The sequence below is a fragment of the Cohnella sp. OV330 genome (assembly GCF_900112065.1).
Lineage (GTDB): Bacteria > Bacillota > Bacilli > Paenibacillales > Paenibacillaceae > Cohnella.
This window is the reverse complement of the sequence record NZ_FOKE01000007.1, coordinates 264,617-290,064: the sequence shown is the minus strand read 5'-3', so window position 1 is coordinate 290,064 and position 25,448 is coordinate 264,617. Positions and strand designations below refer to the sequence as shown.

At 62.6% G+C, this 25,448-nt stretch carries 23 protein-coding genes and 2 tRNA genes; 7 read left to right on the top strand and 18 right to left on the bottom strand.

Annotation, left to right across the window (positions count from 1 at the left end; all coding sequences use genetic code 11):
* Positions 1-5: 5 nt before the first annotated feature.
* The 3 genes from BM235_RS18400 to BM235_RS18390 form a co-directional block, all read right to left on the bottom strand.
* Complete coding sequence (locus tag BM235_RS18400) at positions 6-1,136, bottom strand: GGDEF domain-containing protein (RefSeq protein ID WP_255374458.1); 1,131 nt, start codon at positions 1,134-1,136, stop codon at positions 6-8.
* 179 nt (positions 1,137-1,315) lie between these two features.
* Positions 1,316-1,954 (bottom strand): YkoP family protein, encoded by a 639-nt coding sequence (locus tag BM235_RS18395; protein WP_090115679.1) that lies wholly within the window; start codon positions 1,952-1,954, stop codon positions 1,316-1,318.
* Between the two features lie 34 nt (positions 1,955-1,988).
* Positions 1,989-2,861, bottom strand: a complete 873-nt coding sequence (locus BM235_RS18390) for a helix-turn-helix transcriptional regulator (protein ID WP_090115678.1) — start codon at positions 2,859-2,861, stop codon at positions 1,989-1,991.
* A 136-nt stretch (positions 2,862-2,997) separates the two neighbouring features.
* Here BM235_RS18390 and BM235_RS32860 point away from each other — a divergent pair, with 136 nt between their 5' ends.
* Positions 2,998-4,485 (top strand): alpha-N-arabinofuranosidase, encoded by a 1,488-nt coding sequence (locus BM235_RS32860; protein ID WP_090115677.1) that lies wholly within the window; start codon positions 2,998-3,000, stop codon positions 4,483-4,485.
* A gap of 77 nt (positions 4,486-4,562) precedes the next feature.
* Here BM235_RS32860 and BM235_RS18380 read toward each other — a convergent pair whose 3' ends face one another.
* From BM235_RS18380 to BM235_RS18355, 6 genes are all read right to left on the bottom strand, one after another.
* Positions 4,563-4,874 (bottom strand): DUF6171 family protein, encoded by a 312-nt coding sequence (locus BM235_RS18380; protein ID WP_255374457.1) that lies wholly within the window; start codon positions 4,872-4,874, stop codon positions 4,563-4,565.
* Between the two features lie 147 nt (positions 4,875-5,021).
* Positions 5,022-5,109, bottom strand: a tRNA-Leu gene (locus tag BM235_RS18375).
* A gap of 213 nt (positions 5,110-5,322) precedes the next feature.
* A tRNA-Leu gene (locus BM235_RS18370) sits at positions 5,323-5,410 on the bottom strand.
* Between the two features lie 129 nt (positions 5,411-5,539).
* Entirely contained in the window at positions 5,540-5,812 is a 273-nt protein-coding gene (locus BM235_RS18365) for a hypothetical protein (RefSeq protein ID WP_090115676.1), read from the bottom strand.
* A 99-nt stretch (positions 5,813-5,911) separates the two neighbouring features.
* A complete protein-coding gene (locus BM235_RS18360) occupies positions 5,912-6,238 on the bottom strand; it encodes a hypothetical protein (RefSeq protein WP_090115675.1) in 327 nt (108 codons plus the stop codon).
* 109 nt (positions 6,239-6,347) lie between these two features.
* Complete coding sequence (locus tag BM235_RS18355; protein ID WP_090115674.1) at positions 6,348-6,920, bottom strand: xanthine phosphoribosyltransferase; 573 nt, start codon at positions 6,918-6,920, stop codon at positions 6,348-6,350.
* A 222-nt stretch (positions 6,921-7,142) separates the two neighbouring features.
* Between BM235_RS18355 and BM235_RS18350 the strand changes: the two genes are divergently transcribed.
* Both BM235_RS18350 and BM235_RS18345 read left to right on the top strand, forming a co-directional pair.
* Complete coding sequence (locus tag BM235_RS18350) at positions 7,143-7,751, top strand: hypothetical protein (protein ID WP_090115673.1); 609 nt, start codon at positions 7,143-7,145, stop codon at positions 7,749-7,751.
* Between the two features lie 93 nt (positions 7,752-7,844).
* A complete protein-coding gene (locus BM235_RS18345) occupies positions 7,845-8,912 on the top strand; it encodes a YkvI family membrane protein (protein ID WP_090115672.1) in 1,068 nt (355 codons plus the stop codon).
* Between the two features lie 16 nt (positions 8,913-8,928).
* Here the strand turns inward: BM235_RS18345 and BM235_RS18340 are convergent, their stop codons facing one another.
* The 3 genes from BM235_RS18340 to BM235_RS18330 form a co-directional block, all read right to left on the bottom strand.
* Positions 8,929-12,342, bottom strand: a complete 3,414-nt coding sequence (locus BM235_RS18340; protein ID WP_090115671.1) for an AAA family ATPase — start codon at positions 12,340-12,342, stop codon at positions 8,929-8,931.
* Positions 12,343-12,414: 72 nt separating this feature from the next.
* Positions 12,415-13,695, bottom strand: a complete 1,281-nt coding sequence (locus BM235_RS18335) for a metallophosphoesterase family protein (protein ID WP_090115670.1) — start codon at positions 13,693-13,695, stop codon at positions 12,415-12,417.
* A 43-nt stretch (positions 13,696-13,738) separates the two neighbouring features.
* Positions 13,739-14,881, bottom strand: coding sequence for a glycosyltransferase family 4 protein (locus BM235_RS18330; RefSeq protein WP_090115669.1), 1,143 nt, complete (start codon positions 14,879-14,881; stop codon positions 13,739-13,741).
* Positions 14,882-15,035: 154 nt separating this feature from the next.
* Here BM235_RS18330 and BM235_RS18325 point away from each other — a divergent pair, with 154 nt between their 5' ends.
* From BM235_RS18325 to BM235_RS18315, 3 genes are all read left to right on the top strand, one after another.
* Complete coding sequence (locus BM235_RS18325) at positions 15,036-16,202, top strand: GGDEF domain-containing protein (protein WP_090115668.1); 1,167 nt, start codon at positions 15,036-15,038, stop codon at positions 16,200-16,202.
* Positions 16,203-16,213: 11 nt separating this feature from the next.
* Positions 16,214-17,605 (top strand): RsmB/NOP family class I SAM-dependent RNA methyltransferase, encoded by a 1,392-nt coding sequence (locus tag BM235_RS18320; RefSeq protein ID WP_090115667.1) that lies wholly within the window; start codon positions 16,214-16,216, stop codon positions 17,603-17,605.
* A 175-nt stretch (positions 17,606-17,780) separates the two neighbouring features.
* Positions 17,781-17,873: a YjcZ family sporulation protein gene (locus tag BM235_RS18315; protein ID WP_090115666.1), complete on the top strand. Its 93-nt coding sequence runs from the start codon at positions 17,781-17,783 to the stop codon at positions 17,871-17,873.
* A gap of 88 nt (positions 17,874-17,961) precedes the next feature.
* On the opposite strand, the gene BM235_RS18310 is transcribed toward BM235_RS18315, so the two are convergent.
* From BM235_RS18310 to BM235_RS18290, 5 genes are all read right to left on the bottom strand, one after another.
* Positions 17,962-18,771 (bottom strand): Cof-type HAD-IIB family hydrolase, encoded by an 810-nt coding sequence (locus BM235_RS18310; protein WP_090115665.1) that lies wholly within the window; start codon positions 18,769-18,771, stop codon positions 17,962-17,964.
* Entirely contained in the window at positions 18,768-19,667 is a 900-nt protein-coding gene (locus BM235_RS18305; protein ID WP_090115664.1) for a pseudouridine synthase, read from the bottom strand. Before BM235_RS18305 ends, BM235_RS18310 begins: the two co-directional genes overlap by 4 nt.
* Before the next feature lie 30 nt (positions 19,668-19,697).
* Positions 19,698-21,341, bottom strand: coding sequence for an RsmB/NOP family class I SAM-dependent RNA methyltransferase (locus tag BM235_RS18300; RefSeq protein ID WP_090115663.1), 1,644 nt, complete (start codon positions 21,339-21,341; stop codon positions 19,698-19,700).
* Positions 21,342-21,543: 202 nt separating this feature from the next.
* The gene (locus tag BM235_RS18295; RefSeq protein WP_090115662.1) at positions 21,544-22,347 is read right to left on the bottom strand and encodes a GTP diphosphokinase; all 804 of its coding nucleotides are present in this window, start codon (positions 22,345-22,347) and stop codon (positions 21,544-21,546) included.
* A 76-nt stretch (positions 22,348-22,423) separates the two neighbouring features.
* Positions 22,424-23,530, bottom strand: a complete 1,107-nt coding sequence (locus BM235_RS18290) for a quinone-dependent dihydroorotate dehydrogenase (RefSeq protein WP_090115752.1) — start codon at positions 23,528-23,530, stop codon at positions 22,424-22,426.
* A gap of 186 nt (positions 23,531-23,716) precedes the next feature.
* On the opposite strand from BM235_RS18290, the gene BM235_RS32100 reads away from it, so the two are divergent.
* Entirely contained in the window at positions 23,717-23,860 is a 144-nt protein-coding gene (locus BM235_RS32100; RefSeq protein WP_158544019.1) for a hypothetical protein, read from the top strand.
* Positions 23,861-23,875: 15 nt separating this feature from the next.
* Here the strand turns inward: BM235_RS32100 and BM235_RS18285 are convergent, their stop codons facing one another.
* A complete protein-coding gene (locus tag BM235_RS18285) occupies positions 23,876-25,423 on the bottom strand; it encodes a L,D-transpeptidase (protein ID WP_110468977.1) in 1,548 nt (515 codons plus the stop codon).
* Between the last annotated feature and the right edge of the window lie 25 nt (positions 25,424-25,448).

Below are 25,448 nucleotides of genomic sequence, written 5' to 3'. Positions count from 1 at the left end.
GCCAATCAGACGGTCAACGCCTCGGATGCCACTTTGTTTTTCCCAGCCCGCTTCGCTTCGTATAGCAATGCATCCACGTCCTCGAACAGCTTTTCCTTGGTGAACGCGTTCGAATAGCTCTTGATCCCGACGCTCACGGTCACGGCTCTGCCGTCCAATTCGGGATGGTACGACTCGGCCAGCTCCGCCCGGATCCCGTCGACCAGCGCATAAGCCTCTTCGAACGATTGCTCGAACAGCAGCAAGGCGAACTCCTCTCCGCCGTACCGGGACGCGATGTCCGCAGGGGAGATCCGATCCTTGATGACGCGCGCTACGGTCGCCAGTATCGTGTCGCCGACGCGGTGCCCGAACGTATCGTTGATCGATTTGAAGTTGTCGATGTCGATCAAGGCGAGGTGAAAAGGCGCGCCTCTGTCCGCGAACTCGATTGCCTTGTCGTAAAAATCGTGGAAAGACATATGGTTGTACAGGTTCGTCAACGCATCCGTTTTGGAGCGCTGGGACATAACCGTTTTTTCTACCAGCAGCTGCTGCTGAGCGATCATCGCCGCTTCGAGATCGATGACGAGATCGCGGCCGCTGACGATGATGAAGCTGGCGGCGACCGTGCTTAGCGCGAAAAACAGAACGATCGCAATCAGGTCGAAATCGCTCATAAACGAGCGAAACCCAATATCCCACCGAAACAGGACGCTGAAGCCGACGACTTGAAGCGCTGCGGTGAACCAGGTCAAGCTCAGCCTGAAAAAAAGCGTAGAGGCGAAAATCGGGAGCAGCATGACCGCCGCGATAATCCGGATATCCATGTTCAAATGGACGATAACCATCGAGATCAACGTGCCCGCCACGAAAATCGAAGGAAACGAGAAGCGTTCGGCTTTGACGAGAAACGAATGGGCGACGGCCGTGATGCCGCACATGAGCAAAGTGGGATTGAACAAGATATGCAAATAAAAATAATTCGCCGCGGCTTCGTAAGGGAGGAAAAGAAACGCGAAAAGCTGGGCCAAAAAATGCGCGCCGATGACCGACCAATAGGTCCAAATAAACCCGCGCGCGTACCGGAACTGGCGCCGATTTTCGATGGCCGCGAAGGAAGGGTTGGAGAAATAACGGTTTTGCTTATTTTTCATTTTACACCACGCTTACCGGATCTAGTTGCATGAGGATGAATACTACATAATTCGACATTTTTCCTGCGCTCCCTTCCGTCGAATTCAAATAATTCGTGTCAAAAAACCTGACGGCGCGCGATGCGCCGTCAGGCTGCCGAAGTCTTGATTCATGATGGACGCAAGTTGTCGGCGGCCGTTCACGAAGCGGCGGGCTTGAAGCTCCCCATCGAACGCATGAGCGATTGACGCGAGTGAATGAGCTGCATCGGCACCAGCTTTCCTTTGCTCCCTCGCGTGCGGCGTCCGCCGGCAGGATGAAGGAACCTGAGCAGCGTCTGCAAATAAACGGCGGTCCATCTTTCCATCGTCCGCGAGGGAAGCGGCCGGCACTCGAAGCCCAGACCGTGCACAAGTCCGCGGTGTAGCAGCGTCGTGCCGAGCAGCCCCTTCACCTTGGCCAGCCTCGGATCGCCCTCCATCGCCTCGGCGATCCGCCTCAACGAAGCGCGTGCCAGCCGGGCGGTCTTCAACGCGGCGCGGTCGGCGCCGACCGCGCCGGACAGCTCGAGCATCCGACGGTTGTCCAGATGCAGCTCGCCGATCCGGTCGCCGGCCTCGATTCGCGTGCCGTCCTCGCAAACGATCGGTTCCCCCGAATGCCGTTTGATGAGCAGCTTGCATATGCCGTAATCGAGCTTGCCCTCGCTGCGCCATTCCATCCCGAGCCAGACGACCTTCTCCCAGAGAAGCCATGCCTTTTGCCGAACCGTAAACCGCGCGCCGTCTTCGGCCCCTCCGACGGGGGCGGTCGCCTCGATTTGCGTACTGCCGATCATCCCGATTCCTCCCTTAACGTTGGCTATGTCTCTTTCATTGTAGCCGCGGCAAGGAGCCTCTCCCATCGTCTTGCGTCGTGAACGGTTGCCCTGCTGAAGTCGTGATCTGCACTGGACTGCGGTCGGGAGCGCCGGCATCGCGATAGCGCTTAGGCGTGACGCGGACGTACTTTTTAAATTGGCGCATGAAGTGGGTATCGTTGTCGTACCCGCATAGCGTCGACACCTCGGAGACGGACAGCCTGCTGTTTTTCAACAAATATTTCGCATATTCAAGTCGGGCCGCGATCATGTCCGTCATGACCGGCACGCCGAAAAACTGCTTGTACGAGTGCTGAAAATACGATTTGCTCAAATTGACCCGCGAGGCCAGCTCCTCCACGGTCGTCCGCTCGTGCGGCGCATTATAGAGCGAGCTTCGGAGATCGACGAAGGCGCCGTAATAGCCGCTGACCTTGTCCGGAAGCGGCGCTGCCTGCGTCGCATTGGCCAGCTTCATCATGAAGCCGCGAAGCTCCAGATCTAGGATCCTGCCCGCCAGACGCCCCCCGTTGCTCTGTATGCGCCGCAGCTCGATGACGCCCCGCGAGATCTGCAGAGCATCGACGGCCTTGACCGGCTCGTCCAACGGATATCCCAGCTCGGCCAACAGCGCCCCCATCTCTTCGCCCACGCAATGGAACCAATCGTTCGCGAACGGACGCTCCATCTCCCGGTACAGATGCGGCGTATCCGGCCCGAACAGGATATGGGTCCCCGGCTCAACGCTCATCGATCGGCCGCGGACGATGACCTCGGAGCGGCTCTTAAAAAAAACGAAGGCATAGTTGCCCGCGCCCCTCGGCCTGTCGATCGTGATACCGTCCGGATGGACATGGTGATAGCCGCAGCTCAGCAAATCCAGCAAATCGATCCCTCCCAAAGCACGATCGGTCATTTTTTTTGATATTATAATGGATGGTTCGCTCCTTCTCAAGCCTCTATAATGAAGCTGAAAACGCGTTCATCGCAAAGAGTAACGTTATTTTGGAAGGAGTAATCGCATGCTGAAGGCAATCGTGCATACGGACTGGACGACAGGAACGATCAACAAAAATATTTACGGTCACTTTTCGGAGCATCTCGGACGATGCATCTACGAAGGATTGTGGGTCGGAGAGGACTCGCCGATCCCGAATACGGACGGCATCCGCAACGACGTGCTCGAGGCGCTGCGCGAGCTCAAGGTTCCGGTGCTGCGCTGGCCGGGCGGCTGCTTCGCCGACGAATATCATTGGCGCGACGGCATCGGTCCGCGCGAGACCCGCAAGCGCATGATCAACACGCACTGGGGCGGCGTCGTGGAAAACAACCATTTCGGGACGCACGAATTTTTCCGGTTGTGCGAGCTGATCGGCGCGGAGCCTTATATTTGCGGCAACGTAGGCAGCGGCGCCGTGCAAGAGATGTCCGAGTGGCTCGAATATATGACGTTCGACGGCGAATCTCCGCTTGCCAACCTTCGCAGGCAGAACGGTCGCGAGAAGCCTTGGAAGCTCAAGTACTTCGGCGTGGGCAACGAAAACTGGGGATGCGGCGGACATATGCTGCCCGAATATTACGCCGACCTGTACCGCCAGTACCAAACGTACTGCAGGCAGTACGGCGACAACAAGCTCTACAAGATCGCCGGCGGGGCCAACTCGGATGATTACCGCTGGACGGAAGTGCTCATGCAGAAGGCCGCCGGGCAAATGGACGGACTGAGCCTGCATTACTATACCGTCCCGGGTACGTGGCAGGAAAAAGGTTCGGCAACCGAGTTCGAAGCGTCCGATTGGGAACTCACGATGCGCAAGGCGCTTCATATGGACGAGCTGCTCACCCGGCACGGCACGGTCATGGACCGATACGATCCCGAGCGCCGCATCGGCATGATCGTCGACGAATGGGGCACCTGGTTCGACGTCGAACCGGGAACGAATCCGGGATTTTTGTACCAGCAAAACACGATGCGGGACGCGCTCGTCGCCGCCGCGCATTTGCATATTTTCCACAAGCACGCGCATCGCGTCCAGATGGCCAACATCGCGCAGCTCGTTAATGTCCTGCAAGCGGTCGTGCTTACCGAAGGCGACCGGATGCTGCGTACGCCGACCTACCACGTTCTGAAAATGTATGCCGTTCATCAGGATGCCGAGGCGCTCGCCTTGCATGGGGAATTCGGCAGCTTCGGCTCGGGAGAAGGACAGCCGCTGCCCCATGTCGGCGCGACGGCTTCTAAAAAGGACGGCGTAGTTCATGTCAGCCTTTTCAATATGCATCCCGCCGACGCTGCCGAGCTCCGGCTCGAGCTGCGCGGAACCGAAAGCGAATACGAAATGGAAGGTCTCGTATTAAGCGGCGAAGGCATGAGCGCGCACAATACGTTCGAGGCGCCCGACCGGGTCGAAGCGAAGCCGATGGAAGGTATCAAGCGCGACGGTCAAGCGTACATCGTCCCTATGGCGGCCGCTTCGGTCGCGACGATCAGCTTCAAGCCCCGTACCTGACGGCAAATAAGCTCCATGCGCATCTAAGCGCATGGAGCTTTCATTTTCGCCTTCATCGTTCAGTCCGGATGCGCGCCCTATGCCAGCCATTTCGGATTGACTTGGGATTCCGGGTGCGGACAGCGTCCCTCTTTCAGGCTCGCCCGCAGCCGTACGAGGCAACCGCAGTGCATGCATGTCGTGCCGTAAGCCAGTCCGTCGCAGCTCGCGCACGCTTCCAGCCTCGTTTTATAGCTATCGTCGTCAATCCGGTCGCTCGGTTTGATTTTGGACAACAGACGCTCGATTTGCGCCTCCGTGACCTTTACGCTTGAAGTACAGCCTTTGCAGGTCTCCGTCGCCTTAACGCTCATGCCGGTTCCTAACGCCCCTTCCCCTTCCAGCAGCACCTATTCGCCTCTTCATGGTAGACCATTCGGCGGACGCACGCCATTCAGCATCCTGCTTAAAAAACTGACCGAAATCGCTTTTGTAAATTGGTATGCAAAAAGCTCGCATGCGCCGAAGGGGGACATGCGAGCTTATTAAAATCGAAGTGGTGCGGTCGAGAGGACTCGAACCTCCACGGGGGGTTAGCCCACTGGAACCTGAATCCAGCGCGTCTGCCAATTCCGCCACGACCGCATATGAAGCGTCCCGATCAAAACTTCTATCTCAAGACGATAAATTAGATTATATAGGGTTTTCACTCGATTGTAAAGCTTTATTTCATTTCCATATGAAGATGTCCGATCGCCTTATGCGCGGTACTAAAAGGCGGGCCGCTGCTCTAGCGGATCGCAATAAAAAAGCTCCCGCTTCGTCCTAAGACGAATCGAAAGCCTGTCGTTGATGAGGTGGTGCGGTCGAGAGGACTCGAACCTCCACGGGGGGTTAGCCCACTGGAACCTGAATCCAGCGCGTCTGCCAATTCCGCCACGACCGCAAAGTGATGTTGCCGGGAACGATCTGCGCTTGTCCGTTAACGGCGCCGCGCCTTACGTTCCGCAATCACGAAACTCATAATAGCACGGGCCGGGAAACGAAGTCAAGCTTGTCCGCAAAGTTCTAATTTTCAGTCATTTGCATCATCCGGTTCGCCGACATCCTCGAGTTCGAAGGGCGCGCCGTCCAGCACCGGTGCCTGCCTGGGCTCCGACGCGGGTCCGATCGCATAGCTGCGCCGCAGCTTCACGACACGGCGATTCGGTCTGCGGATAAGCACGTAATCGTCGTCCCATGCCACGACGATCCCCCGCACGTCGTTGATCTGCAGGATGTCCCGCACGACGCGGACTTTGATTCCTTCGACCCGGTACTGATCAAGTTGTTCGTCGCTAATTGCCATGACGGTCTCCTCTCCATTCGTTTAAAGCATATAAAAAACAGGACCCGCACAAGACGGCCGTCTCGTCCGGGTCCTCCTGCTATTCAACGCCGCAGCTGCTTAGCCGACATGCTCGCGCGATTCGTTTGTCTCGTACCAATAATCGAGTACCTTGCTCGACATGACGCGGCCGCGTACGTACTCGGCTTGACGCTCCGTGAACTGCTCGGTCCAGGAGATCCCCAGCTCGTCGCACAGCTTCACGATCGTGAGAAGCTCCGACCAAGCGACGTATCGCTTGTACCAGAAAAACTGCGGATGCTCGATCATATAAGGATAAAGGTCGTCGAACTCCGTATGCTTGCAGTCGAGCGCGCGCTCGAAATGGATCTTGGCTTGCTCCAGCTTGTCGACGAAAAACTGCTGCGGCACATTCATATCTCCCATTTGCTGCTCGCCTCCCTCTGCACTTAGCCTTATTATAGAACAAATGGCAGCCCGACGGGAAGTCTTCTCTTCAAGGTTGGGCTTGGGATTATCTTACAAAGAATAGGGACTAGTCCTCGAACGTTATGGCGTTACCTTCCAAAGAAGCGATCTTGACGAGCGATTCGACCTCGTAGCCCAGCTCCCGCAGCGTCCTGCCGCCCGCCTGGAACGACTTTTCGAGCACGATCCCGATGCCCGCCACCGAGCTGCCGGCCTGCTCGAGAATCTTCAGCAGCCCTCTTGCCGCGTCTCCGTTGGCGATAATATCGTCGATGAACAGCACCCGGTCCTCGGCCTTCAGCAGGTGTCGCGATACGAGCAGGTCGGTGACGATGCCTTTGGTAAACGAAGGCACGCGCTCGCAATAGGCGTCCGGTTCGTTAAGCAGCGTCTTCTTGCGCCGGGCGAATACGAGGGGCACGTTCATGACGAGCGCCGTGGCGAACGCGACCGGAATGCCGGACGCTTCGATCGTCACGACCTTCGTGATATCCCGTCCCTCGAAGCGGCGCGCGAATTCCTTGCCGAGCTCCATCGTCAGTCCCGGATCGACGCCGTGATTGAGCAGCGAGTCGAGCTTCAGGACGCCTGCGCTTACGACGGTCGCTTCCTCTAAAATCCGTTGTTTCAATATCTCCATGACAATCTCCCCGTCCACTCTTTTCCGAATAAAATACCATATCCCTGCGCGTTCACGCAACACCGGCCGGCGCGCGAAGATTTCTAGGCCCTTCTTCCCCCATTGGCGGTCGCCTGCGACGGGAGGCCCATGCGCAACTGCTCAAATCCGATTCGACGAGCAACTTTATCTCTATCCGGCGGGTCCAACTAAATATAGAAAAGAATGTAAGGCGGTGTCCTCATGTATAACAGCCGACGCAAAGAGCGTAACCTGCTCCTCGGCGTACTGGCGACCGGCGTCATCCTGCTGTCCGCCGCATGCGGCAGCGCGCACGACGTTCAATCGGCGGCGACTTCCGTACCCTCCGCCGAAGCTTCGGATGCATACCCGAATCCGACGCCCGAGGTAACGATTCATGCGCATGGCGGAGCACCGGCCGGGACGCCGGACAAGACCCTTTCGCAGAAACCTCGGCTCGGCGGCATCTCGCTCGGCATGACGCTGGCGGACGCTGAAGCCGAGATCGGCGGCCGGGCAAGCGACAGCTATACGCTGCCGGACGCGGGACATACGGTCGAGCTCCGCGAATACGGCGGATTGACGATCGGGGTCGATTCATCCGAGCATGTCGTTTATGTAGAAATCTCGTCGGCCTCCGTCTCCTCCGGGCTGCCGAACGTCGAAGTCGGCAGCGCGACGGCCGACGCCGCCCGCAGCCTGTCGATGAAGGCGACCCCGTCCTCCTCGTCCATGACTGCCGACGTCGAGGGCGGCATATTGCGCCTGGACTTCGATCCGGTGGCGGACGAGGTGGTCACGATCAAGCTGATCGGATCGTCGCTCGTCTGACCCCTTTCCCCTCAGGCTTGTCATGGCGCGTCCGGCTCTCTCATAGACTGAGAGAAGGACAATCATGGACGAGTCGGGGGAGGTCCGCCGGAGATGAGGCGATGGGGCTTAAGCCTGCAGGTTGCGTTCACGTTCATCGGCACGGTCGTCGGCGCCGGGTTCGCGACCGGACGCGAAGTGCTGCAGTTTTTTACGCGGTTCGGCAATTGGGCCGCTCCGATGATCCTCGTATCCACCGCGCTATTCGTCTGGCTGGGCGCCAAGATGATGCTGTTGGCGGCTGAGATGCGCGCCAGATCCTATGAGGACCTGAACAAGCATCTTTTCGGACCGAAGGCCGGCGCCTGGATCAGCCATTTGATGCTGCTCGTGCTCCTGGGCGTAAACGCGGTCATGCTGGCCGGCGCCGGATCGCTTTTCTCGGAGCATCTGAACCTGAACTATCAGACCGGTCTCCTCATTACGATGACGGCCTGCTTCTTCTTGCTGCGAAAAGGCATGAGCGCGATTCTCGCGATCAATACGCTGGTCGTGCCGGTCATGATCGTATTCACCGCCGTGCTGGTCGTGGAGACGCTGCGCGGTCCCGGCGCCGACCGCTGGATGACCCTGCCGATGGAACTGTCTCCTTGGGCGGCCATCCTGTCTCCCTTTTTGTACGGCGCCTTCAACCTCTCCATGTCGCAGGCCGTGCTCGTGCCGCTCGGCGCGCGAATCGGCGATCCCGTCGTCCTGCGAAGAGGCGCGTGGATCGGCGGCTTCGGCATCGGCGGCATGCTGCTGGCAGGCCATCTGGCGCTGTCTTCGCGCATGCCCGGCATCGAGCAGTTCGATATCCCGATGGGCGGCATCGCCAGAGAGATCGGACCTTGGATCCACTGGATCTTCGTGTTCCTGATTTTCATGGAGATTTTCACGACGCTCGTCGCGGACATCTACGGCCTTTCCTTGCAGCTGCGGGAACGCGTGAGAATTCCGTTAAACGCGCTCGTCGTGCTGGTGCTGCTGCTGTGCTTCATGGCCGGCCAGTTCGGCTTCGGTCCGCTGCTGACGACGTTGTACCCGATCTTCGGCATGCTGAGCCTCGGCTGGGTCATGCTTATGGGCAGGGACCGCGTGAGGCCCGCTCCGCCGTCCGCCCCGCCCGAAGGATTTTCTTGAGCCGCGTCACCCGCGTCTAAAGACCGTTAAGGCCGCTCGGCCGAGCCGTCAGTTCCGGCAGCTTCAGCAGTCTCGATCCCGGCATGCCCTCCGCGAGCGTATCGGCGACATGCCTGTGGCAGGTGAACAGCAGAATCTGCCGGGTTCGGGACAGCTCGTTCAGGACGTTCACGCACCGCTTTAGCCGGTCCTCGTCGTAATGAACGAACAGGTCGTCCAGCAGCAAGGGCAGCGGCTGCTCGCGGGAAGCAGCGCCTGCCAGCGCGAGCCGCAGCGACAGATAAAGCTGCTCCTGCGTCCCTCGGCTCAGGAAGGCGCTGCCGACGATCCGGCGATCCGCTGTCTCCGCCAGCAAATCCGGCATGTCGCCTGGCACCGCGATACGCGTGTATCTTCCTTCCGTCAGCTCCGCAAAATAGGCCGAAGCCTGCCTCAGCACGGCGGGCTGGCGCTCCTCCTCGAACGTGACGCGCGTCCGCCGGATAAGCTCGGCCGTCGCCGCAAGCAGCGTATACCGCTCCGCCAACCGTTCGAGCTCGGCTTGAAGCTCCTCCAGCTCGTACGACGTCTCCTCCGTCTCGGCTTCGCGCCCTAGACGCTCCAACTGCTCGGACAAGCGCCCTCGCGCGTCCAGCGTCTCCGCCCGCTCCGCTTCGCAGGCGACTACCGCTTCGCGCGCCTCGTCTGCCAGCATCGCCAGCGCGCCTTCGTCATGCCTATCCAGCAAATCCAGCAGAGCCTTCAGCTCCGGCTCGCCGCGGCCGGCGGACAGCCGCAATTCGGCTTCCGCGCGCTCCCGGCGCAGCGACCTGCGCCGTTCGTCCGCGCCGAGGCGCATCGCGTACGCGTCCTCGCCGTCCGCGCCCGCCGCCTGCACGACGGCGGCGACGGCCGATGCCGCGTCCTCGAGCGCGGACATCGCGGCGGCTTCGGCCGATGCCGCCTGCCGGAGCCGCTCGTCCAGCCCGCGGGCCGCGGCCGCTATGCCCTGCTGCTCCCGCGCTTCGCGGTGCAGCAACTTCACCGCAAGCGCCGCGTCGCCGCCGCTATGCGCAGCGGGCGGACATGCGGCGAGCAGCGCGGCGGCCTCCGCTTCGAACGCGTCGCGTTCCGCCCTCAGCGAATCGGCCCGCGCCGCGAGCCTGGCCCGCTGCCGAAGCTGCTGCAGCGCCTGCTCCGCGAGCTGGCCGAGCTCGGGCAGCGCGGCCGGCTGCAGCTGGGGCGGCAGCTTGCGCGCCGCCAGCCACGCGGACCAGTCCGCGCGGACGGCGCGGATCGCCGCCTCCGTCTCCGCCAGCTCGCCTTCCGCGCCGGCCAGTTCGCGCGCGAGCGCCTCTCTGCGAGCCTGCCGTTCGGCGTGCCGGCCTTGCTCGGCCTCCGCTTCTCCGAGCCGATCCAGCTCTCCGTACACCTCGTCTCGCAGCCGGAGCCGAAGCTCCCCCGATGCGCCTGCCTCGGACGCCCCGCCGCCGTCAGCGAGCTTGTCGGCTGTCTCCCGATCCAGAGCCGCCGCAGCTTCGGCTTCGGCCTCACCCTGCACGAGCAGCTGCCGCAGCGACTCGCCGGCTTGCCGCCGCGCTCGCCGCTCCGCCTCCCGGGCGGCGTCCAACCGTCGCAGCAGCGCATCCGCAGCGGCGGGATCCTGATTGGCGCCGACGGATGCGCCGGGCGGTATTCGCCTCATCCAGACGGCTGCGCCCGCGCCGAGCGCAAGCACGATCGCGAGCGCGGCGAACGCGAATCGCCCTTCCTTTGATACGAAGGCGGCGATCGACGCGCCGACGGCCCCTACGGCAAGAAACGGCACGAGCGCGAAGGAGATCTCCGCGCTAGGCGCATGACCGCGTCGATTCGTCCTCCCCTTGCTTCTGCCGCGCCCGGCTGTCCTTCTGCCGCCTCCAAGGCTTTCGCGCATGACCTCCGCGCTGTCCCGTTCGCGAACGGCGGCGCCCAAGGCCGACGCGTTCGCGGCGAGCCCGGCAGCCTCCGCGGCAGAAGCGGCCCAAGCATATTCGCGCCTCGCGGCTTCCGCTGCCTGAAGCGCGTCGTCCAGCCGATGCCAGGCATGCAGCAGCGCGTCCCGCGTATCCGGCTTGAACCGGAAAACGCCGCCCCGGTTCGCCGCCGTTTGGTCGGCACGGCGCCCCGCCTCCTGGTCGAACGCCGCGAGCTGGCGGCGCAGACGCTGCGCCTCCGCGGAAAGCAGCTCGCGTCTTCGCTCCGCTTCGGCCAGGCGCTCGCCGATGACGCGCGCTTCCTCCCGCTCCCCGAGCGCGGCGACGGCCTCCGCGTCCTTCTCCTGCCAGCCCGGCCCGAGCCGAAGCAGCGCGGCGGCCGCAGCTTCCTCCGCGAGACGCATGTCCGACTCGAGGCCCGCCAGTTCGCCCCGTCTCGCCTCCAGCGCGTCGCCGCGTAGATCCATCGCCGCCAGCTCGCCCGCACGGGCGACAAGACGCTCGTCCCATACGAGGCCGGCGTATTCCGCCTCGAGCCGCTCGCGCTCAACCGAAGCCTGCTTGGCGGCCGTGCCCGCGAACGCCCTGCGCTCGACGAGCTGCCGCCATTCCGCGGCCGCTTCGGCCGGCAGCGGATCGGCAGACCGGACCTCCTCGGCCAGCGCAGCAGCGATCTCTTCTTCCTCGGCGCGGAGCGCGGCTGCGCGCAGCCACCACTCGCGTCCGTCGAGCGCCCCCCGCGCCGCCGCGGCCCTGGCGCGAAGCTGGGGCAGCGCGCGCTCCAGCTCTGCCGCGCGCCCGTTCAGCGCCGCGAGCCGTCCGAGCGCCTCCTGATAGGCGCCGAGCCCTTGACGCCCTTGGCGCAGCCGGCCCTCCAGCTCCCGGATCCGCGCGAGCAGTTCGCCCATCTCCTGTACGGAGCCTTTCGGACGGTACAGCCGGTCCATCTCGGCCCTCAGCCGTTTGCCTGCGGACGTCAATGCCGCGCCGCCCGCCATGCCCGCATGGTACAAATAATTGCCGATCTCGTCGCCCTTAAGCGAACGAAGCTCGTGCAGTTCGTCCAAGCTGACGGCGAACAGCTGCCTGAACAGCTGCTCCGACACGCCGCCGAGCAGCAGCCGTTCGACCTCGGCTTGCGTGAGCCGCCGTTCGCCGCCGTCCGCCTCCCGCAGCGTCGCGACAGGCGCGCCTTTGCGCTGCGGCGCGTCCGCATACCGCTCGAGAATCCGCAGGCGGCCTTGCTCGTCCCGCAGGACGAGCCTGCCGCCATGCCGGCCGCCGCCCACGGGCTCTCCCCGCTCGGGCAGCTGCGCGCGCGTCGCGAAGCCGTACAGCATGCTTCGCATGAATCGAAGCAGCGTGCTCTTGCCCGCTTCGTTCGGTCCCCATACGACGGTCGTCCCCGCGTCGAACCGAAGCCGCATGCCGGCCAGCGGTCCGAACCCGTCGATATGCAGTTCCTCGATGTACATGCTTTACGCCTCCTTGCCGGATTCCGCCCTATCTCTTTCGCGACCACTGCCGCGCTCGGGTAGCTGCGCGCGTCATTCGCCTCCTTCGCGCAGCAGCGCCGCCGCGAGCTCGCCCGCGCGCGCGATCAGCTCCGCCCGCTGCGCATCGTCGCGGCCGTCCAGCCACTGCCGCAGCTTCGGGTGGTGCCGCAGCGGCTCGGCAGCTTCCCTAAGCAGCGCCCGCGAGGCGGCCGGATCGGACGCCGACTCGGCCGTGAGCCGCAGCAGCTCGCCCAAAAATCCGTCCTCGGACGAACCCGCCTCCGCACGCGAACCCCCGCCGGCTTCGACCGCGATCCGCTCGATCCAGACCCAATCGTCCCGCTCGTCGGGGGAGCCGAGCCAGCTCCTCAGCTCGCCGGCCCACTCCTCCGCCTCGCCGTCCCGCAGCAAGCGCTCCAGCAGCGCGCCGCTGCCCGTGAGCCGCAGGCGGAGCACCAAGGGCCTGCCTTCGGCTTCGCGGCGTCCGTCTTCGGCAGCCTCGAGCAGCTTGTCTTGAAGCGCCTGCTCGCCGTCCTCCTCGCCGATCCGCACCTCGCGGACGAGCCATCTGACTTCGGACAGCTCGCGAAACGAAAGCCGGACGCGCCCCTGCTCCGAGACATCCACGCGGTACGCGCCTTTCGGCCCCGTTTCCCGGATGCTTCGCCCTTGGATATTGCCCGGATAAACGACATGCGGATACTCATGCAGCACGCGCCTGTCGTGGATATGACCGAACGCCCAGTAGTCGAAGCCGGACGCCGTCAGCTCCGCCAGCCTGCAGGGCGCATAGTTGTCGTGCCCTTCCAGCCCGTCGATGTTGCCGTGCAGAACCGCGAGGTGAAAGGGAGCGCCTTCCTGCACCCGGTAGCGCGTCGCGAGGTTGTCCTTGACCGCGGACTCCCGATAGGAAATGCCGTACACGTGCGCCGCTAGCTTCCCTTCGCGCGTATAAGCCGGCCGGCAGCCGACCTCCTCCGCCCCGAACACGTGCACCGACGCGGGCCAATCGAGCCGCGCGGACCGGCCGCCGGACGGATCGTGGTTGCCGTGCACGACGAACGCCTGCGCGCCCGCCTCCGCCAGCCGGCCCATCGCCTTCTGCATGCGCAGCTGCGCGCGAAGCGAGCGGTCCGCGGCGTCGTACAGATCGCCCGACAGCACCAGGAAATCCAGCTCTTCCGTTAACACTGTCTCGACGAGCTTGTCGAGCGCGTTCAACGTCGAATTTCTTAGCCGCTCGCGGACCGCAGAAGGAACTTTGGACAGCCCGCGGAACGGACTGTCCAAGTGAAGGTCGGCGGCATGCATGAACCGAAACGGCGTCTGCATCCTATCAACTCCGAATTCAAGATGACGACCGGCGTAAGACGAATCAATTCGTCTCTTCTACCGGCGGTCCGAGATCGATATATATTTTTTTCAGCTCCTGGATGACGCGGCTCAGCGAGTAAGTCTTTTTGGCCTTGTTCCAGGCGGCCCGCGCCAGCTCGTAGCGGTAGTGCGGGTCGAGGATGAATTTGTCGATGGCTTCCGCCAACGCCTTCGGGTCTTCGCTCGGGACGAGCAAGCCGTTGACGCCGTCCTCGATCTGCTCGGCGATGCCTCCGACGTCGGTGCCGATCAAGGAGAGCAGGCACAGCGCGGCTTCGGCGAACACGGAGCCGAACGCCTCGGCTCGCGACGGAAGCACGAAGATATCGAAAAACGGCAGCATTTCTTCAGGGTGAAGCATATAGCCGTAAAAAATCGTCTCGTCGTAAATGCCCTGCTCCTGCGCCAAGCTCTCCAGCTCGGGGCGGATCGGACCGTCGCCGATAATGTGCAGCACGAACTTCCGGTCCTTCTTGCGCAGCTCGGCGCAGGCTTTGATGAGCAGGTCGATGCCCTTCGCCGGGACGAGGCGGCAGACCGTGACGATCTGGGCGACCTCGTTGTCGTGGGAGATCGGCTTAAATCGGCGTTCGTCGTATCCGTTCGGAATGACGCCGATCAACTCCGGCCGCTTCATATATCCGCCCATATAGGCGGCGAACGAATGCGATACCGTCAGCATTTTGTCCGTCTTGGCCTCGAGCTCGCCGTAGAGCGACGTGAGAAAGAGATGCTCGGGACTGCCCGAAGCGATGCGCCCGTTCAGGATCAGCTCCCGTTCGAAGCTGGAATGGACCGTCATGACCAGCGGCGTGTCCGGGTAAATCTTCCGCAGCGCCAGCGCCGCCACGGGATGATGGGCGTGGATCAGATCGTAGCCGCTCTTCAGCCGGAGCTTCGTCCACCATACGTAGTCTTTCAGCGTCTGCATGTATTTGTCGACGACCGGGTTGCCCGCATATCGGCGCCAGTCGAACGTTTCGAATTCAAACGGTTCCTGTCCCTTGTTCCGGATTCGCTTCGGAATCGAGAACAGCTCCATATCCCAGCCGATCTTGCGGAAACGCTCGCCGATATAAGGCACCATGGAAGATACGCCGCCCGGTTGCTCCGGGGGGAAAAACAACGCCTGTAAAATATTCATCGGCGATTCCTCCTTATAGCCCTACTATCTCGTATTGTCTAAATTATGATATAGTGGAACATATGTTTCTGCAAGCGAGGTTCGACGCAGGCGGCCCGATGTCGCCGGCACGTCTCGCGCAGCGCACTCAAGGACCGGATGCAAGGGGATACGCATGGACGTTCAAGACTTCTGGAACAATCGCGAGCTGCTGCTCGCTTCCTCCTCCGCCGCATCCGCCGTCATCATCGGCCTGATGATGTTTATGGCCTACCGGCTCATCGCCGGCAATCGCAGCAGCGCGTTTCGGCTGCTTCTGCTCGCGCTGTCCCTGCTCGCCGTTTATCACGGACTGTCGCTCGCCGACGCCTTGGGCGCGCTCGAAGGGCGCACGGTGCCCCAGCTGAGCGGCGTACTTTATATCGCGGCCTTCATCGCGCTTAACTTCGCTTTCTTCGAATTATACTACAGGAAGCGGGCGCGCACGCGCGCCTGGTTTTACGGCTTGCTCGCCGTCGGCGTCACGATCGCGGTATGCAATCTGCTGTCCGCGACGGGAGTCCCGGCCGCCGAGATCGGCGCCGTCGGAACCGGGGAACGGGCGAACCTGCTATTGGCGCTCGAGGACGGGTACGTGCTCGTGCTGTCGGGCCTTTTCGCGATGATGTTCGCGCCCCATCTAAGGCAGCGCGCGCGTTATGCCGTCAGTCTCTGCTTCGCCTTTTTCGGACAGCTCGCCGCGTTTCTGACCCGGGATTTCGGCGTCGTGTCGCCCGTCTTCGATCTGATGGCCGCCATTTTGCCCGTATTTTATTATATCGTCCTGTTCATGATTCTCTTCGAGCGGGTCGTGGAGCTGATGCAGACCGCGTACCGTTCCTCGATTACCGACGGATTGACCGACTTGTACAATCGCCGCTTCTTTAACGCCCGTCTGGAAAAATCGTTGGAGCAAGCGGGCCAAGGGGCCGTCGGCGCGATTTTTTGCGATATCGACGACTTCAAGAAGCTCAACGACACCAAAGGTCACCAAGCTGCGGATATCGTGCTGAAGCAAGCGGCCGCCATCCTGCGGGACGAGACGGAGGGTATCGGCCTTGCCGGCCGTTACGGCGGCGAAGAGCTCGTCGCCTTTGTCCATTCGGCCTCCCTTGACGCTCCCGCCGTCGCCGAACGCATCCGGGCCCGCATCGCCAAGGAGACGATCGTGACCGTGAGCGTCGGCTGCGCGCTGTCCATGCCGGGCGTAAAGGCCGAGCAGCTCATGAAAAACGCCGACGAAGCGATGTACCGCTCCAAGCGTTCGGGCAAAAATCGCGTCACGTTATACGATCAACCGTAAGGAGTCCTCCCATGCCAGCTCTGCCTCAAACCTACGTCGAACGAATCGCCGCCCAACTGGGCGAGGAGACCGGCGCGTTCCTGCGCAGCATGGAGGCGCCCCGTTCGTACGGGCTTCGCCTCCATGAGACCAAACTCACCCCGTCGGACGACAATCCGGCGCTGCGGTCGCTAACGGCCGAGTTCGGCCTCGCCCCCGTGCCTTGGTGCCGGACGGGATATACTTACGACGGACAATCCCGTCCGGGGAAGCATCCGTACCACCATGCCGGCCTCTATTACATTCAAGAGCCGAGCGCCATGATCGCAGCGGAGTTGCTCGATCCGAAGCCCGGCGACATCGTGTTGGACCTGGCGGCGGCGCCGGGCGGCAAGACGACGCAGATCGCCGCCAAGCTGCGGGGCGAAGGTTTGCTCGTCGCCAACGAGATCCATCCGGGACGCGCTCGTATTCTCTCCGAGAACGCGGAGCGGCTCGGCATCGCCAACGCCGTCGTCGTGCAGGCGGCGCCCGGCGAGCTCGCGGGGCGTCTGCCCGAGGCGTTCGACAAAATCATGCTCGACGCGCCCTGCTCGGGCGAAGGCATGTTCCGCAAAGAGCCCGAAGCCTGCTCAGAGTGGTCGACGGACGCGGTGGCGATGTGCGCGGCGCGGCAGCGCGACATTTTGCCCGATGCGGCCGCCATGCTCAAGCCCGGCGGCCGGCTCGTCTACTCTACCTGCACGTTCAACCGCGAGGAGAACGAGGAGACGATCGCCTGGTTTTTGGCCGGGCATCCGGCGTTCAAGCTCGTCTCGGCGAGACGGATGTGGCCGCACCGCGGGGAAGGCGAAGGGCACTTCGCGGCCGTGCTTGAAAAAGAGGCCGGGACGGCGAACGATCCCGGCAAACCGGACAAGCGGCGCGCCAAAGGCGGCAAAACGCCGCGAGCCGACGCCGGCGCGCTCTCCGCGCTCAAGCTGTACGCGTCGTTCGCCGCGCAGTCGCTGCCGGGATACGCGCTGCCTGCAGCGGGCGTCCCGCTGCTGTTCGGCGAGTCGCTGTATTGGTATCCGCAGCCTGAAAACTCTCCGCTTCCGGCCGAGTCGCTCGGCGGTCTCCGGACGCACCGTCCCGGCCTCCACCTGGGCGACGTCAAGAAGGGCAGATTCGAGCCTGCCCACGCGCTGGCGCACGCCGTCCGCGCGGACCAAGCCGCGCTGACGCGCGATTATCCGGCCCGCTGCGAAGCGGTCATGGCTTATTTGCGCGGGGAAGCACTGTTGGACGACCACGGCGAGCGCGGAGGCGCGCCTGCCCAAGGATGGGGTCTTCTCTGCGCGGACGGCTATCCGCTCGGCTGGTTCAAGGCGAGCGGCGGCCAGCTCAAGAACCATTATCCCAAGGGCCTGCGAACGAACTGAGCGGCGGCTCCCGCCAAACCGGTCCGCGCCCAAAATGAAGGCGAACCGGGCATCTGTCCAATCCGCTCCGGGACTTTGTCATATGATACATTAGTCCGAGCGACGACGCGGCAAACGGCAACGAGTTGCCGCCGCCGGCTCGGAGACCCGATTGAATGACAAAGGAGGAATTCGCATGTCCGGTGTTGCAGGTGCATATGGTTCGTCCGCTGCGTTCGTTCTGGTGCTTTTCATACTGCTCGTGATTATCCTTCGCGCAGGCTTCTAATCCCCACGCCATTCCGTAATGCCAAAAAGCCGGCCCGAGGGGCCGGCTTTTTCACTTTGCGCACGATGATATGCGATATGCGCGATGATTACCGCGATGGCGTCGAGGCGCCTGCCAGGCAGGCTTCAAGCACGAGCGCGACCCCATCCTCGTTATTCGACGCCGTCACCGCGTCCGCGGCGGCTTTGACCTCGGGCGGGGAATTGTCCATCGCCACGCCATGTCCCGCGTACTGCAGCATGCCGAGGTCGTTAAAGTAGTTGCCGATGGCCAGCACCTGTTCGCGCGGGATCCCCCGTTTTTCCGCCCACTGCTTAAGCGCCGTTCCTTTTGAAGCTTCCCGGTGTTGGAGATCGATAAAGTAATCCCCGCTTCGGATCGTCTGCAGCTCGTGCCGCCAATCCTGCCAGTGCGACTCCAGCTCGTCTAGGTCTTCCTTAGGCGCGAAGATCGAAATTTTGACGGTCCGTTCGGGATACAAGTCCTCGCGCGATCGCAAGATCGGCTCGGACAGCATGCGTGCATACATGGAAGCGGTCTGTTCGTTGAGCTGCTCCACGTAGATGTCGAACGCCGTATTCAGGTCGAAGTGAATGCCGCGTTCCCTGCACAGCGCCAAGTAACGTTCTACCTCTTCCAAACCGATCGGAGATTCCTGCAAAATTTCCCGCGACTCGCCGTCCACGATCGATGCGCCGTTATGCGTGATGACCGTCCCCGACAATCCGAGCTGAGCCAATACCGACAGCGCGCTCGCGGAGCCCCTGCCCGTGCAAAGCACGATTTCCGCGCCGGACGCCGCCGCCGCGGTTACCGACTGTTTCACCCTGGGCGTCAGCTCATGATCGTCGTTCAGCAGCGTGCCGTCGACGTCCAGCGCGATCAGCTTGAATTTCATTGCGTTTGTTCCTCCGTTTTCTTGTAGCTGCGCAAGCGCTCGAGCTCGTCTTCGGTCAACTCCCGCCACTCGCCCGGCGCCAGCGTTTCGTCCAGCGGAAGCGGCCCCATCCCGCTCCTCCGCAAGTACAGCACCTTTTTGCCCACCGCTTCGAACATCCGCTTGACCTGGTGGTACTTGCCCTCTGCGATCGTCAGCTCGATCCAGCTGAGGGGCTCTCCCGCATCGACCGCCTCCCGCCAGCTCGTCCGGTTCGCCCCCAGCGCGGGGAACGAATCGAGCCGTGCGATCGCTTCTTCTAGCGTAAAGGAAGATGCCTCCGGTTCGATGCCTGCAGCGCCGTCGGCTTCGAGATTCGCTTCGGGCTTCGCCTCTGCGAGCATGCGCAGCGCTGCGGGCAGCGTCACATAGCCGTCGTCGAGCGTCACGCCCGTGGCGAATGTCGCGATGTCCTCCGAGCCGACGTGGCCTGCGACGAGCGCCTGATAAGTCTTCGGCACATGCTTGCGTGGAGACAGCAGGTCGTGCGACAGCTTGCCGTCGTTCGTCAGCAGCAGGAGCCCTTCCGTGTCCTTGTCCAACCGTCCGACCGGAAAAGGCGAGAACACGCGAAGATCCTCCGGAAGCAGCTCCAGCACCGTATGGTCGCGATTGTCCTCGGTGGCGGATACGAAGCCAGCCGGCTTGTGGAGCATGACGTACACCGTATCGCGATAGACGATCCGCTCCCCTTCCAGCATGACCTCGTCCGCATGGGGGTCGATCTGCATGCCCGGGTCTTTGACGCGGACGCCGTTTACGGTCACCGCGCCCTGACGCACGAGCGCCTTCAAGCCGCTGCGCGTGCCGTATCCGAGATTTCCAAGCATTTTGTCGAGTCTCATTTTTGATTTCATGGCTTCTCCTTCGTTTCCGTCAAGGAATCGCTATACCTGCCGCCATCCCGGCAGCAGCTCGTTTTTTAGCGTCGTTCCGTCCCAGCGGCCCCATCCGAGCGGGCATCCGTCCAGGCAGACCAACGTCCATCCCCGCAGGTTCGACGGCTCGCCGCCTAACCCGGTTACTTTTTCCGGCGCGGGCTGCAGCGTTTCGCCCTTCAAATACCGGATCGCGGCTTCGTCGTCGCCCGGAAGATGCAGGCAAAGCGCAACCTGGTCAGGCTTGAGACCCATCGCGAGCGCTTGGGAAGGCTCGAATCGATGCTTGGTCGACAAGCCGAGCAGCCAGCCTTCGCGCACGAGACGCAGCCCGTGTAAATCTCCTGCCAGCTCGGAAACGGCGTACACATGGTCGCCTTTGATCCGGATCGGGCCGGGCGGCTTCCAGCCGGGCAGGCTATCCCGCACGAATGCTGCGTAACGCGCGATCGTATCCATGTCTCCTCCCGACCGATCGCGGGAGCCCGGCGAACGTCCGCGCCCGGCAGCATCACCGCCGCGGCGATCCGTAGACGTTCGCTTGGCGCGCTTCGCATCCGTGAACGACGCGCCGCCGCTCGCTTTTCCGGTCGCCTTCGGACTTCCAGCGGCTCCGGCCGGGGCCGGTGCGCTCTCCTGCGCGGGATCGGACGCCGTCCTGTCAACCGGGGCGGCCCGTTCGAGCAGCGCGGCGAAGTGGCCTTCGCCGCGCACGCGATGCGGCCAGAGCCTGATCGTGCTGGCCAAGCGCGCCGCGCGATCCGTGCCGAGCGCAGCGGCTTCCTCGGTCGTCAGCCATTCGGGCCTTCCCGGCGCAAAACCCCATTCAGCCGGGAACTCCGGCGCCACGACGTCGAAGTCCGGATGCGCGGCCAAAAAGCGCGCGATCGTCCCTTCGTTTTCCACGGGAGAAAACGTGCAGGTGGAGTACACGAGACGTCCGCCCGGCGCGACCAGTTTGGCCGCCTCCCGCATGATCTCGTCCTGCATGGCCGCATATCTGGCCGGTGCATCCGTATCCCAGTGACGGACCATGTCCTCGTCCTTGCGGAACATCCCTTCGCCTGAGCACGGCGCATCGACGAGCACCCGGTCGAACGCCGCGCCGAATGCCGCCGCGAGCTTCGCGGGCGACTCGTTCGTGACGACGGCGCCGCTGACGCCCGCCCGCTCGATGTTTTTGGCCAGCGCCTTCGTACGTTCCGTCGCCAGATCGTTCGTCACGAGCAAGCCCGTGCCGCGCAGCTTGGCCGCCAGCTGCGTCGACTTGCCGCCGGGCGCCGCGCACAGGTCGAGGACGCGCTGTCCCGGCTTCGGGTCGAGCAGCTCTGCGGGCAGCATCGCGCTAGGCTCTTGAATGTAATAGAGACCCGCGTAGTAATAAGGATGCTTGCCGGGGCGCTCGGCCTCCTCCGTATAATATGCGCCTTTCGCCCATGGTACCGGATCTCTGCCCAGAACGTACGACTGTCCCGCAGACGGCTTGTCCATATGATCGGGCTTGTCCTTTTCACCATTCTCGCTTGGCTCGTCCTTCAGTCCATTCAGCCTGATCGCGGTTCGCTTGGGCTCGCCGTAACTGGCTAGAAAAGCTTCGGCCTCCTCGCCCAGCAGCTCGCGCATCTTCGTCACGTATTCCTTCGGCAGCGCCATCGCCGCCTCCTTCTCTCCGCTTGTCGGAGCCGCATTCCGTCTTTGTCACCTATAAAAAAAGAGAGCCTCCGGGCCGCATCCAGCCGGCCCGAACTCTCTTAACGTCTCGCCCGGCCCGTGCGACCGGCGGGCAGCCTTCGACTCGCCTTAGCCTCGTGCGGCAATGCTCCGAATAAGCTCCGATACGGCTGCACGCCGCCCGCTACTGGCTGGTGTTCTTGCCCGCTCGGGCGAGCGCGGCTTGGATCTCCTGAGACAGCTCCGCCAGCGCCCACATGTCTTCCTGCTCCCACAGCTCGTTGAACCGCAGCTGAAACTGCGCGGCCTCGCGGACGCGGCGGAAAAAATACAGGCCTTGGATATCGTTCAGCACCTTGCGAACGATGCCCGACTTCTCTTCGAAATCCTGCTGGGCGTCCACGATCTCCTGGCGGATGCTCGACATCTCGCGGTCGAGGGAGTATGCGGCTTCCGCCGCCTTGCGCAGACGCTCCCGTACATGCTCCGGCAGCTGCTCGCGGTATTTATAATTCAGTGAATGCTCGATCGTCGCCCAGAAATTCATAGCGAGCGTGCGAATTTGAATCTCCGCCAGCACCGGCATCGAGCCCAGCGACGTCTGTACCGGATATTCGACGATGATGTGGTAGCTCCGGTAGCCGCTGTCCTTATAATTCGTAATATAGTCCTTTTCGTATACGAGCCGCAGATCCTTGCGGATGCGGATCATATCCGCGACCCGGTGGATATCCTCCATGAACTGGCACATGATGCGGATGCCCGCGATATCCTCGATGCCCGTCTCGATCTGGTCCATCGGCACGCTAAGCCGCTTCGCCTTTTCCAGGATGCTCGAAATCCGCTTGACCCGGCCGGTCACGAACTCGATCGGCGCGTATTCGTCGCGGGCCTTCAGCTCGGTACGCAGCGACTTCAGCTTGATCTTAAGCTCTTCTACGGCCTGCTGGTAGGGCAACAGGAACTTGCTCCAGTCTCTTCCGTCCATACGTCTACGCATCCTTTCCTGCCGCATTGCCGCGCTATCGCATTACTAGGGCGAACGTCTGCCTTCCCGGCCGCTCTCAGCGCCGGTGATCGGCGCCGACCGCCTGGGTGATCCGGGTAAATCCATCCTGCTTGAGCAGGCGCTTCAAGCCTTCCGCGATCTCCTTGACGACCCCGGGGCCTTTGTAAATCAGCGAAGTATAGACCTCCACCAAGGATGCCCCGGCGCGGATCTTGTCGTAGGCGTCACGGGCCGTGAAGATGCCGCCCGAGCCGACGATCGGCAGCCTGCCGTCGGTCATGCGGTAAAGAGAGCGGATCACTTCGGTGGAACGCTGCGTGAGCGGGCGTCCGCTTAAGCCGCCGGTCTCGGTCTTGTTCGCGTGCGTAAGTCCGTCCCGGCCGATCGTCGTGTTGGTGGCGATGATGCCGGAGATGCCGCTCTCCAAGATCGCCTGCGCCATATAGGACAGCTGCTCTTCGTCATTGTCCGGCGCAAGCTTGACGAGGATCGGCTTCGGCAGCTCGCCGTGCGCGGCGGCTTGAATCTCCATCTCTTCCTTGACCGCGGCCAGCAGGTCGCGCAGCTCGTCGCCGTGCTGCAGCGCCCGAAGGTCCGGCGTATTGGGCGAGCTGATATTGACGACGAACAGGTCGCCGTACGGATACAGCTTGGCCAGACAAGCCCGGTAATCGGAAGCCGCGTCTTCGTTCGGCGTCGCCTTGTTCTTGCCGATGTTCACGGCCAACGGAATCTTGCGTTTGCCGAGCCGGGCAAGCCGAGTCGCCATCGCGTCCGCTCCCTCGTTGTTGAAGCCCATCCGGTTGATGAGCGCTTCGTCCGGCGGCAAGCGGAACAAGCGGGGGCGGTCGTTGCCGGGCTGTCCTTTCGGCGTTACGGTACCGACCTCGAGAAACGACAGGCCGACGCTGCCGAAGCCTTTGACCGCCTTCGCGTTCTTATCGAGTCCCGCCGCGAGTCCGACGGGGTGGCGGAACTGGAAGCCGAGCAGATCGACGGCCAGCTCCGGCGAATCCGATACCCCCCATATGCCGGACAGCAGAGCCGGCACGCCCGGGATTCGCGAGGCCGCGCCCATGCCGTCTACCACGAGATGGTGGGCGTCCTCCGGATCCATTTTGAAAAACAGGGGTTTAACCCACTTATACAAGCGTTTCAGCATCCTTTCAAATCGCGGCGTCAAACGGTTAAGCCGCATAAAACCCTCGCGTATCAGTTTAGCCTTTTCTGCGCCAAAAGAAAAGGGAATATCGCCCCCCGCGGGCATCCGTTTCATCTGGCGTTTTAAAGATCAAGCGTTTACAATAGTAGCATATGCCGATTATGTAAAATGGAAAGGTTGGTTCCCATGAGCGCGCCAAAAAAACAAGCACCGATTCACCGCAAAACCGAGACCAAGGAGCAGGTCAACAAGCGCGGCATCATCATCGCGGGTACCGTTTTCGGCGTCATCGTCATCGCGGTGGCCGTCCTTCTGATCGTCAATCCGTAGGCGGCGGGATCCGATTTAATTCAGCCATTCGTATTTTTTGGAGGGGTTGGTCTCGTTCTGCGCAGGCTTCAGCTTGAAGCGCTTTTCCGGCGCGCGCAGTTCGACGGGCAGCCCCCCTTTGCTTATCGTTACCTTCGTGCCGATCTGTACCAGATCGAACAACTCCTCGACGTCTTCCTTGTTCACCCTCGCGCAGCCGTGCGACTCGTCCTTGCCGACGCTCGACGGCTCGTCCGTCCCGTGAATCGCATAGAGCGTATCCGACAGCGTCATCCCTCTGCTGCCGAACGCTCCCGTCGCGCTGCCGTTCGGATTTCTCACCTTTTCCGTAATGACGAAGCTGCCTTCCGGCGTCGGCGTATCCTTCGCGCCGAGTCCGACCTCGTAATTGCGCAGCAATACGCCGCCGCTGATCACGGCCAGGCGATGCCTCGTCTTATCGATGACGATCTCGATCGGCTGCTCGGCGAGCGATGCCAGCGTGCCTGCCGGCGTCCCGTTGCCAGCGGCAGGTCCCGTCTTATTCGGCCATCCGGCCGTTGCTCCCGCAGGCGCAGACTTGGCCGACAGCTCAGCCGACAGCTCGCCGAACCATGCCGTCTGCTCGGTATTCCAGCCCGACATAATATTGGCGGGGTATGCCGCAGCCAGCGCTTTCGGCGAAGCCGGCCACTTCCCCGTTCGCTGCTTGTAGGCGATCATCGCCGACCTCAGCACGAGCTTGCCCTCCTGCAGCGGCTTCCAGGACGCGATCCGCGCAGCCGTCGGTTTGCCGTCCTGTGCGGCGCCGCACGGACACCAGCCCGAATCGTACCAATCGACGCTCGCCGCGGCCTTATTGGAAGGCGCATTGACCTTCGCGATCGGCGTGCCGGCCTTCACCCAATCGATCCAGTTGCCCAGCTTCGGCGACTTGAACAACAACGAAGGGCCCGCTTGATCTTGCGCGGTGAGCAGATTCCCGAGTATGGCTTGCCCTGCGCCGTCCCGCTCGGCTGCCGCCGCCATCAGGCCTGCCGGCTTCGCCGATCCCCCGCCGCCTCCGCCACCCTGTGCGGCCGTGCCGCCTTTCCCGCCGCCTGCTTGATTCGGCGAAGGCGAAGCCTGCCCTTGCGGCGGCTGGCCTCCCGTTTGCGCAGATGGCTCGGCCTGTTCGCCGCCGCCAAACGCCGACTTTTCCGGCGCCGCCGCCTGCTCGGCATAAACAAATACGCCTAGCGCGAGCAGCGCCGCCCCGGCTGCAACCGCCAGCCATCCGGCCCGCCGCCTGCGGGCGGAGCCCGTCTTGGCATCTTTACCCGGCCCAACGGCGCCATCTCCCGTGTTCAACTGCGGGCTCTTCTTGGACTCGAACGCCTCGTACACGGGGCCGGCTTGCGCAAAGCAGTAGTTCGCCTTCGCCTCCTGGCCGCGGGACAGGTACTCCTTTCCGAGCAGATACCAGGCCATTTGGTTATTCCCGTGCTTAAGCAAGTAATCCTTGATCGGGAGCGCATCGTGCACATCCGGTCCGAGCTCGTAGAACTGTTTGATTTGTTCTTCGAGACGGTCGTCGTTAGACATTATTTTTCCCTCCCTGCTGCGGACG

What these genes read in the sequence shown, in the direction of transcription:
- BM235_RS18400 (WP_255374458.1), bottom strand. Translation starts at nt 1,136, where the DNA reads ATGAAAAATAAGCAAAACCGTTATTTCTCCAACCCTTCCTTCGCGGCC.
- BM235_RS18395 (WP_090115679.1), bottom strand. Translation starts at nt 1,954, where the DNA reads ATGATCGGCAGTACGCAAATCGAGGCGACCGCCCCCGTCGGAGGGGCC.
- BM235_RS32860 (WP_090115677.1), top strand. Translation starts at nt 2,998, where the DNA reads ATGCTGAAGGCAATCGTGCATACGGACTGGACGACAGGAACGATCAAC.
- BM235_RS18365 (WP_090115676.1), bottom strand. Translation starts at nt 5,812, where the DNA reads ATGGCAATTAGCGACGAACAACTTGATCAGTACCGGGTCGAAGGAATC.
- BM235_RS18360 (WP_090115675.1), bottom strand. Translation starts at nt 6,238, where the DNA reads ATGGGAGATATGAATGTGCCGCAGCAGTTTTTCGTCGACAAGCTGGAG.
- BM235_RS18355 (WP_090115674.1), bottom strand. Translation starts at nt 6,920, where the DNA reads ATGGAGATATTGAAACAACGGATTTTAGAGGAAGCGACCGTCGTAAGC.
- BM235_RS18350 (WP_090115673.1), top strand. Translation starts at nt 7,143, where the DNA reads ATGTATAACAGCCGACGCAAAGAGCGTAACCTGCTCCTCGGCGTACTG.
- BM235_RS18345 (WP_090115672.1), top strand. Translation starts at nt 7,845, where the DNA reads ATGAGGCGATGGGGCTTAAGCCTGCAGGTTGCGTTCACGTTCATCGGC.
- BM235_RS18340 (WP_090115671.1), bottom strand. Translation starts at nt 12,342, where the DNA reads ATGTACATCGAGGAACTGCATATCGACGGGTTCGGACCGCTGGCCGGC.
- BM235_RS18335 (WP_090115670.1), bottom strand. Translation starts at nt 13,695, where the DNA reads ATGCAGACGCCGTTTCGGTTCATGCATGCCGCCGACCTTCACTTGGAC.
- BM235_RS18330 (WP_090115669.1), bottom strand. Translation starts at nt 14,881, where the DNA reads ATGAATATTTTACAGGCGTTGTTTTTCCCCCCGGAGCAACCGGGCGGC.
- BM235_RS18325 (WP_090115668.1), top strand. Translation starts at nt 15,036, where the DNA reads ATGGACGTTCAAGACTTCTGGAACAATCGCGAGCTGCTGCTCGCTTCC.
- BM235_RS18320 (WP_090115667.1), top strand. Translation starts at nt 16,214, where the DNA reads ATGCCAGCTCTGCCTCAAACCTACGTCGAACGAATCGCCGCCCAACTG.
- BM235_RS18315 (WP_090115666.1), top strand. Translation starts at nt 17,781, where the DNA reads ATGTCCGGTGTTGCAGGTGCATATGGTTCGTCCGCTGCGTTCGTTCTG.
- BM235_RS18310 (WP_090115665.1), bottom strand. Translation starts at nt 18,771, where the DNA reads ATGAAATTCAAGCTGATCGCGCTGGACGTCGACGGCACGCTGCTGAAC.
- BM235_RS18305 (WP_090115664.1), bottom strand. Translation starts at nt 19,667, where the DNA reads ATGAAATCAAAAATGAGACTCGACAAAATGCTTGGAAATCTCGGATAC.
- BM235_RS18300 (WP_090115663.1), bottom strand. Translation starts at nt 21,341, where the DNA reads ATGGCGCTGCCGAAGGAATACGTGACGAAGATGCGCGAGCTGCTGGGC.
- BM235_RS18295 (WP_090115662.1), bottom strand. Translation starts at nt 22,347, where the DNA reads ATGGACGGAAGAGACTGGAGCAAGTTCCTGTTGCCCTACCAGCAGGCC.
- BM235_RS18290 (WP_090115752.1), bottom strand. Translation starts at nt 23,530, where the DNA reads ATGCTGAAACGCTTGTATAAGTGGGTTAAACCCCTGTTTTTCAAAATG.
- BM235_RS32100 (WP_158544019.1), top strand. Translation starts at nt 23,717, where the DNA reads ATGAGCGCGCCAAAAAAACAAGCACCGATTCACCGCAAAACCGAGACC.
- BM235_RS18285 (WP_110468977.1), bottom strand. Translation starts at nt 25,423, where the DNA reads ATGTCTAACGACGACCGTCTCGAAGAACAAATCAAACAGTTCTACGAG.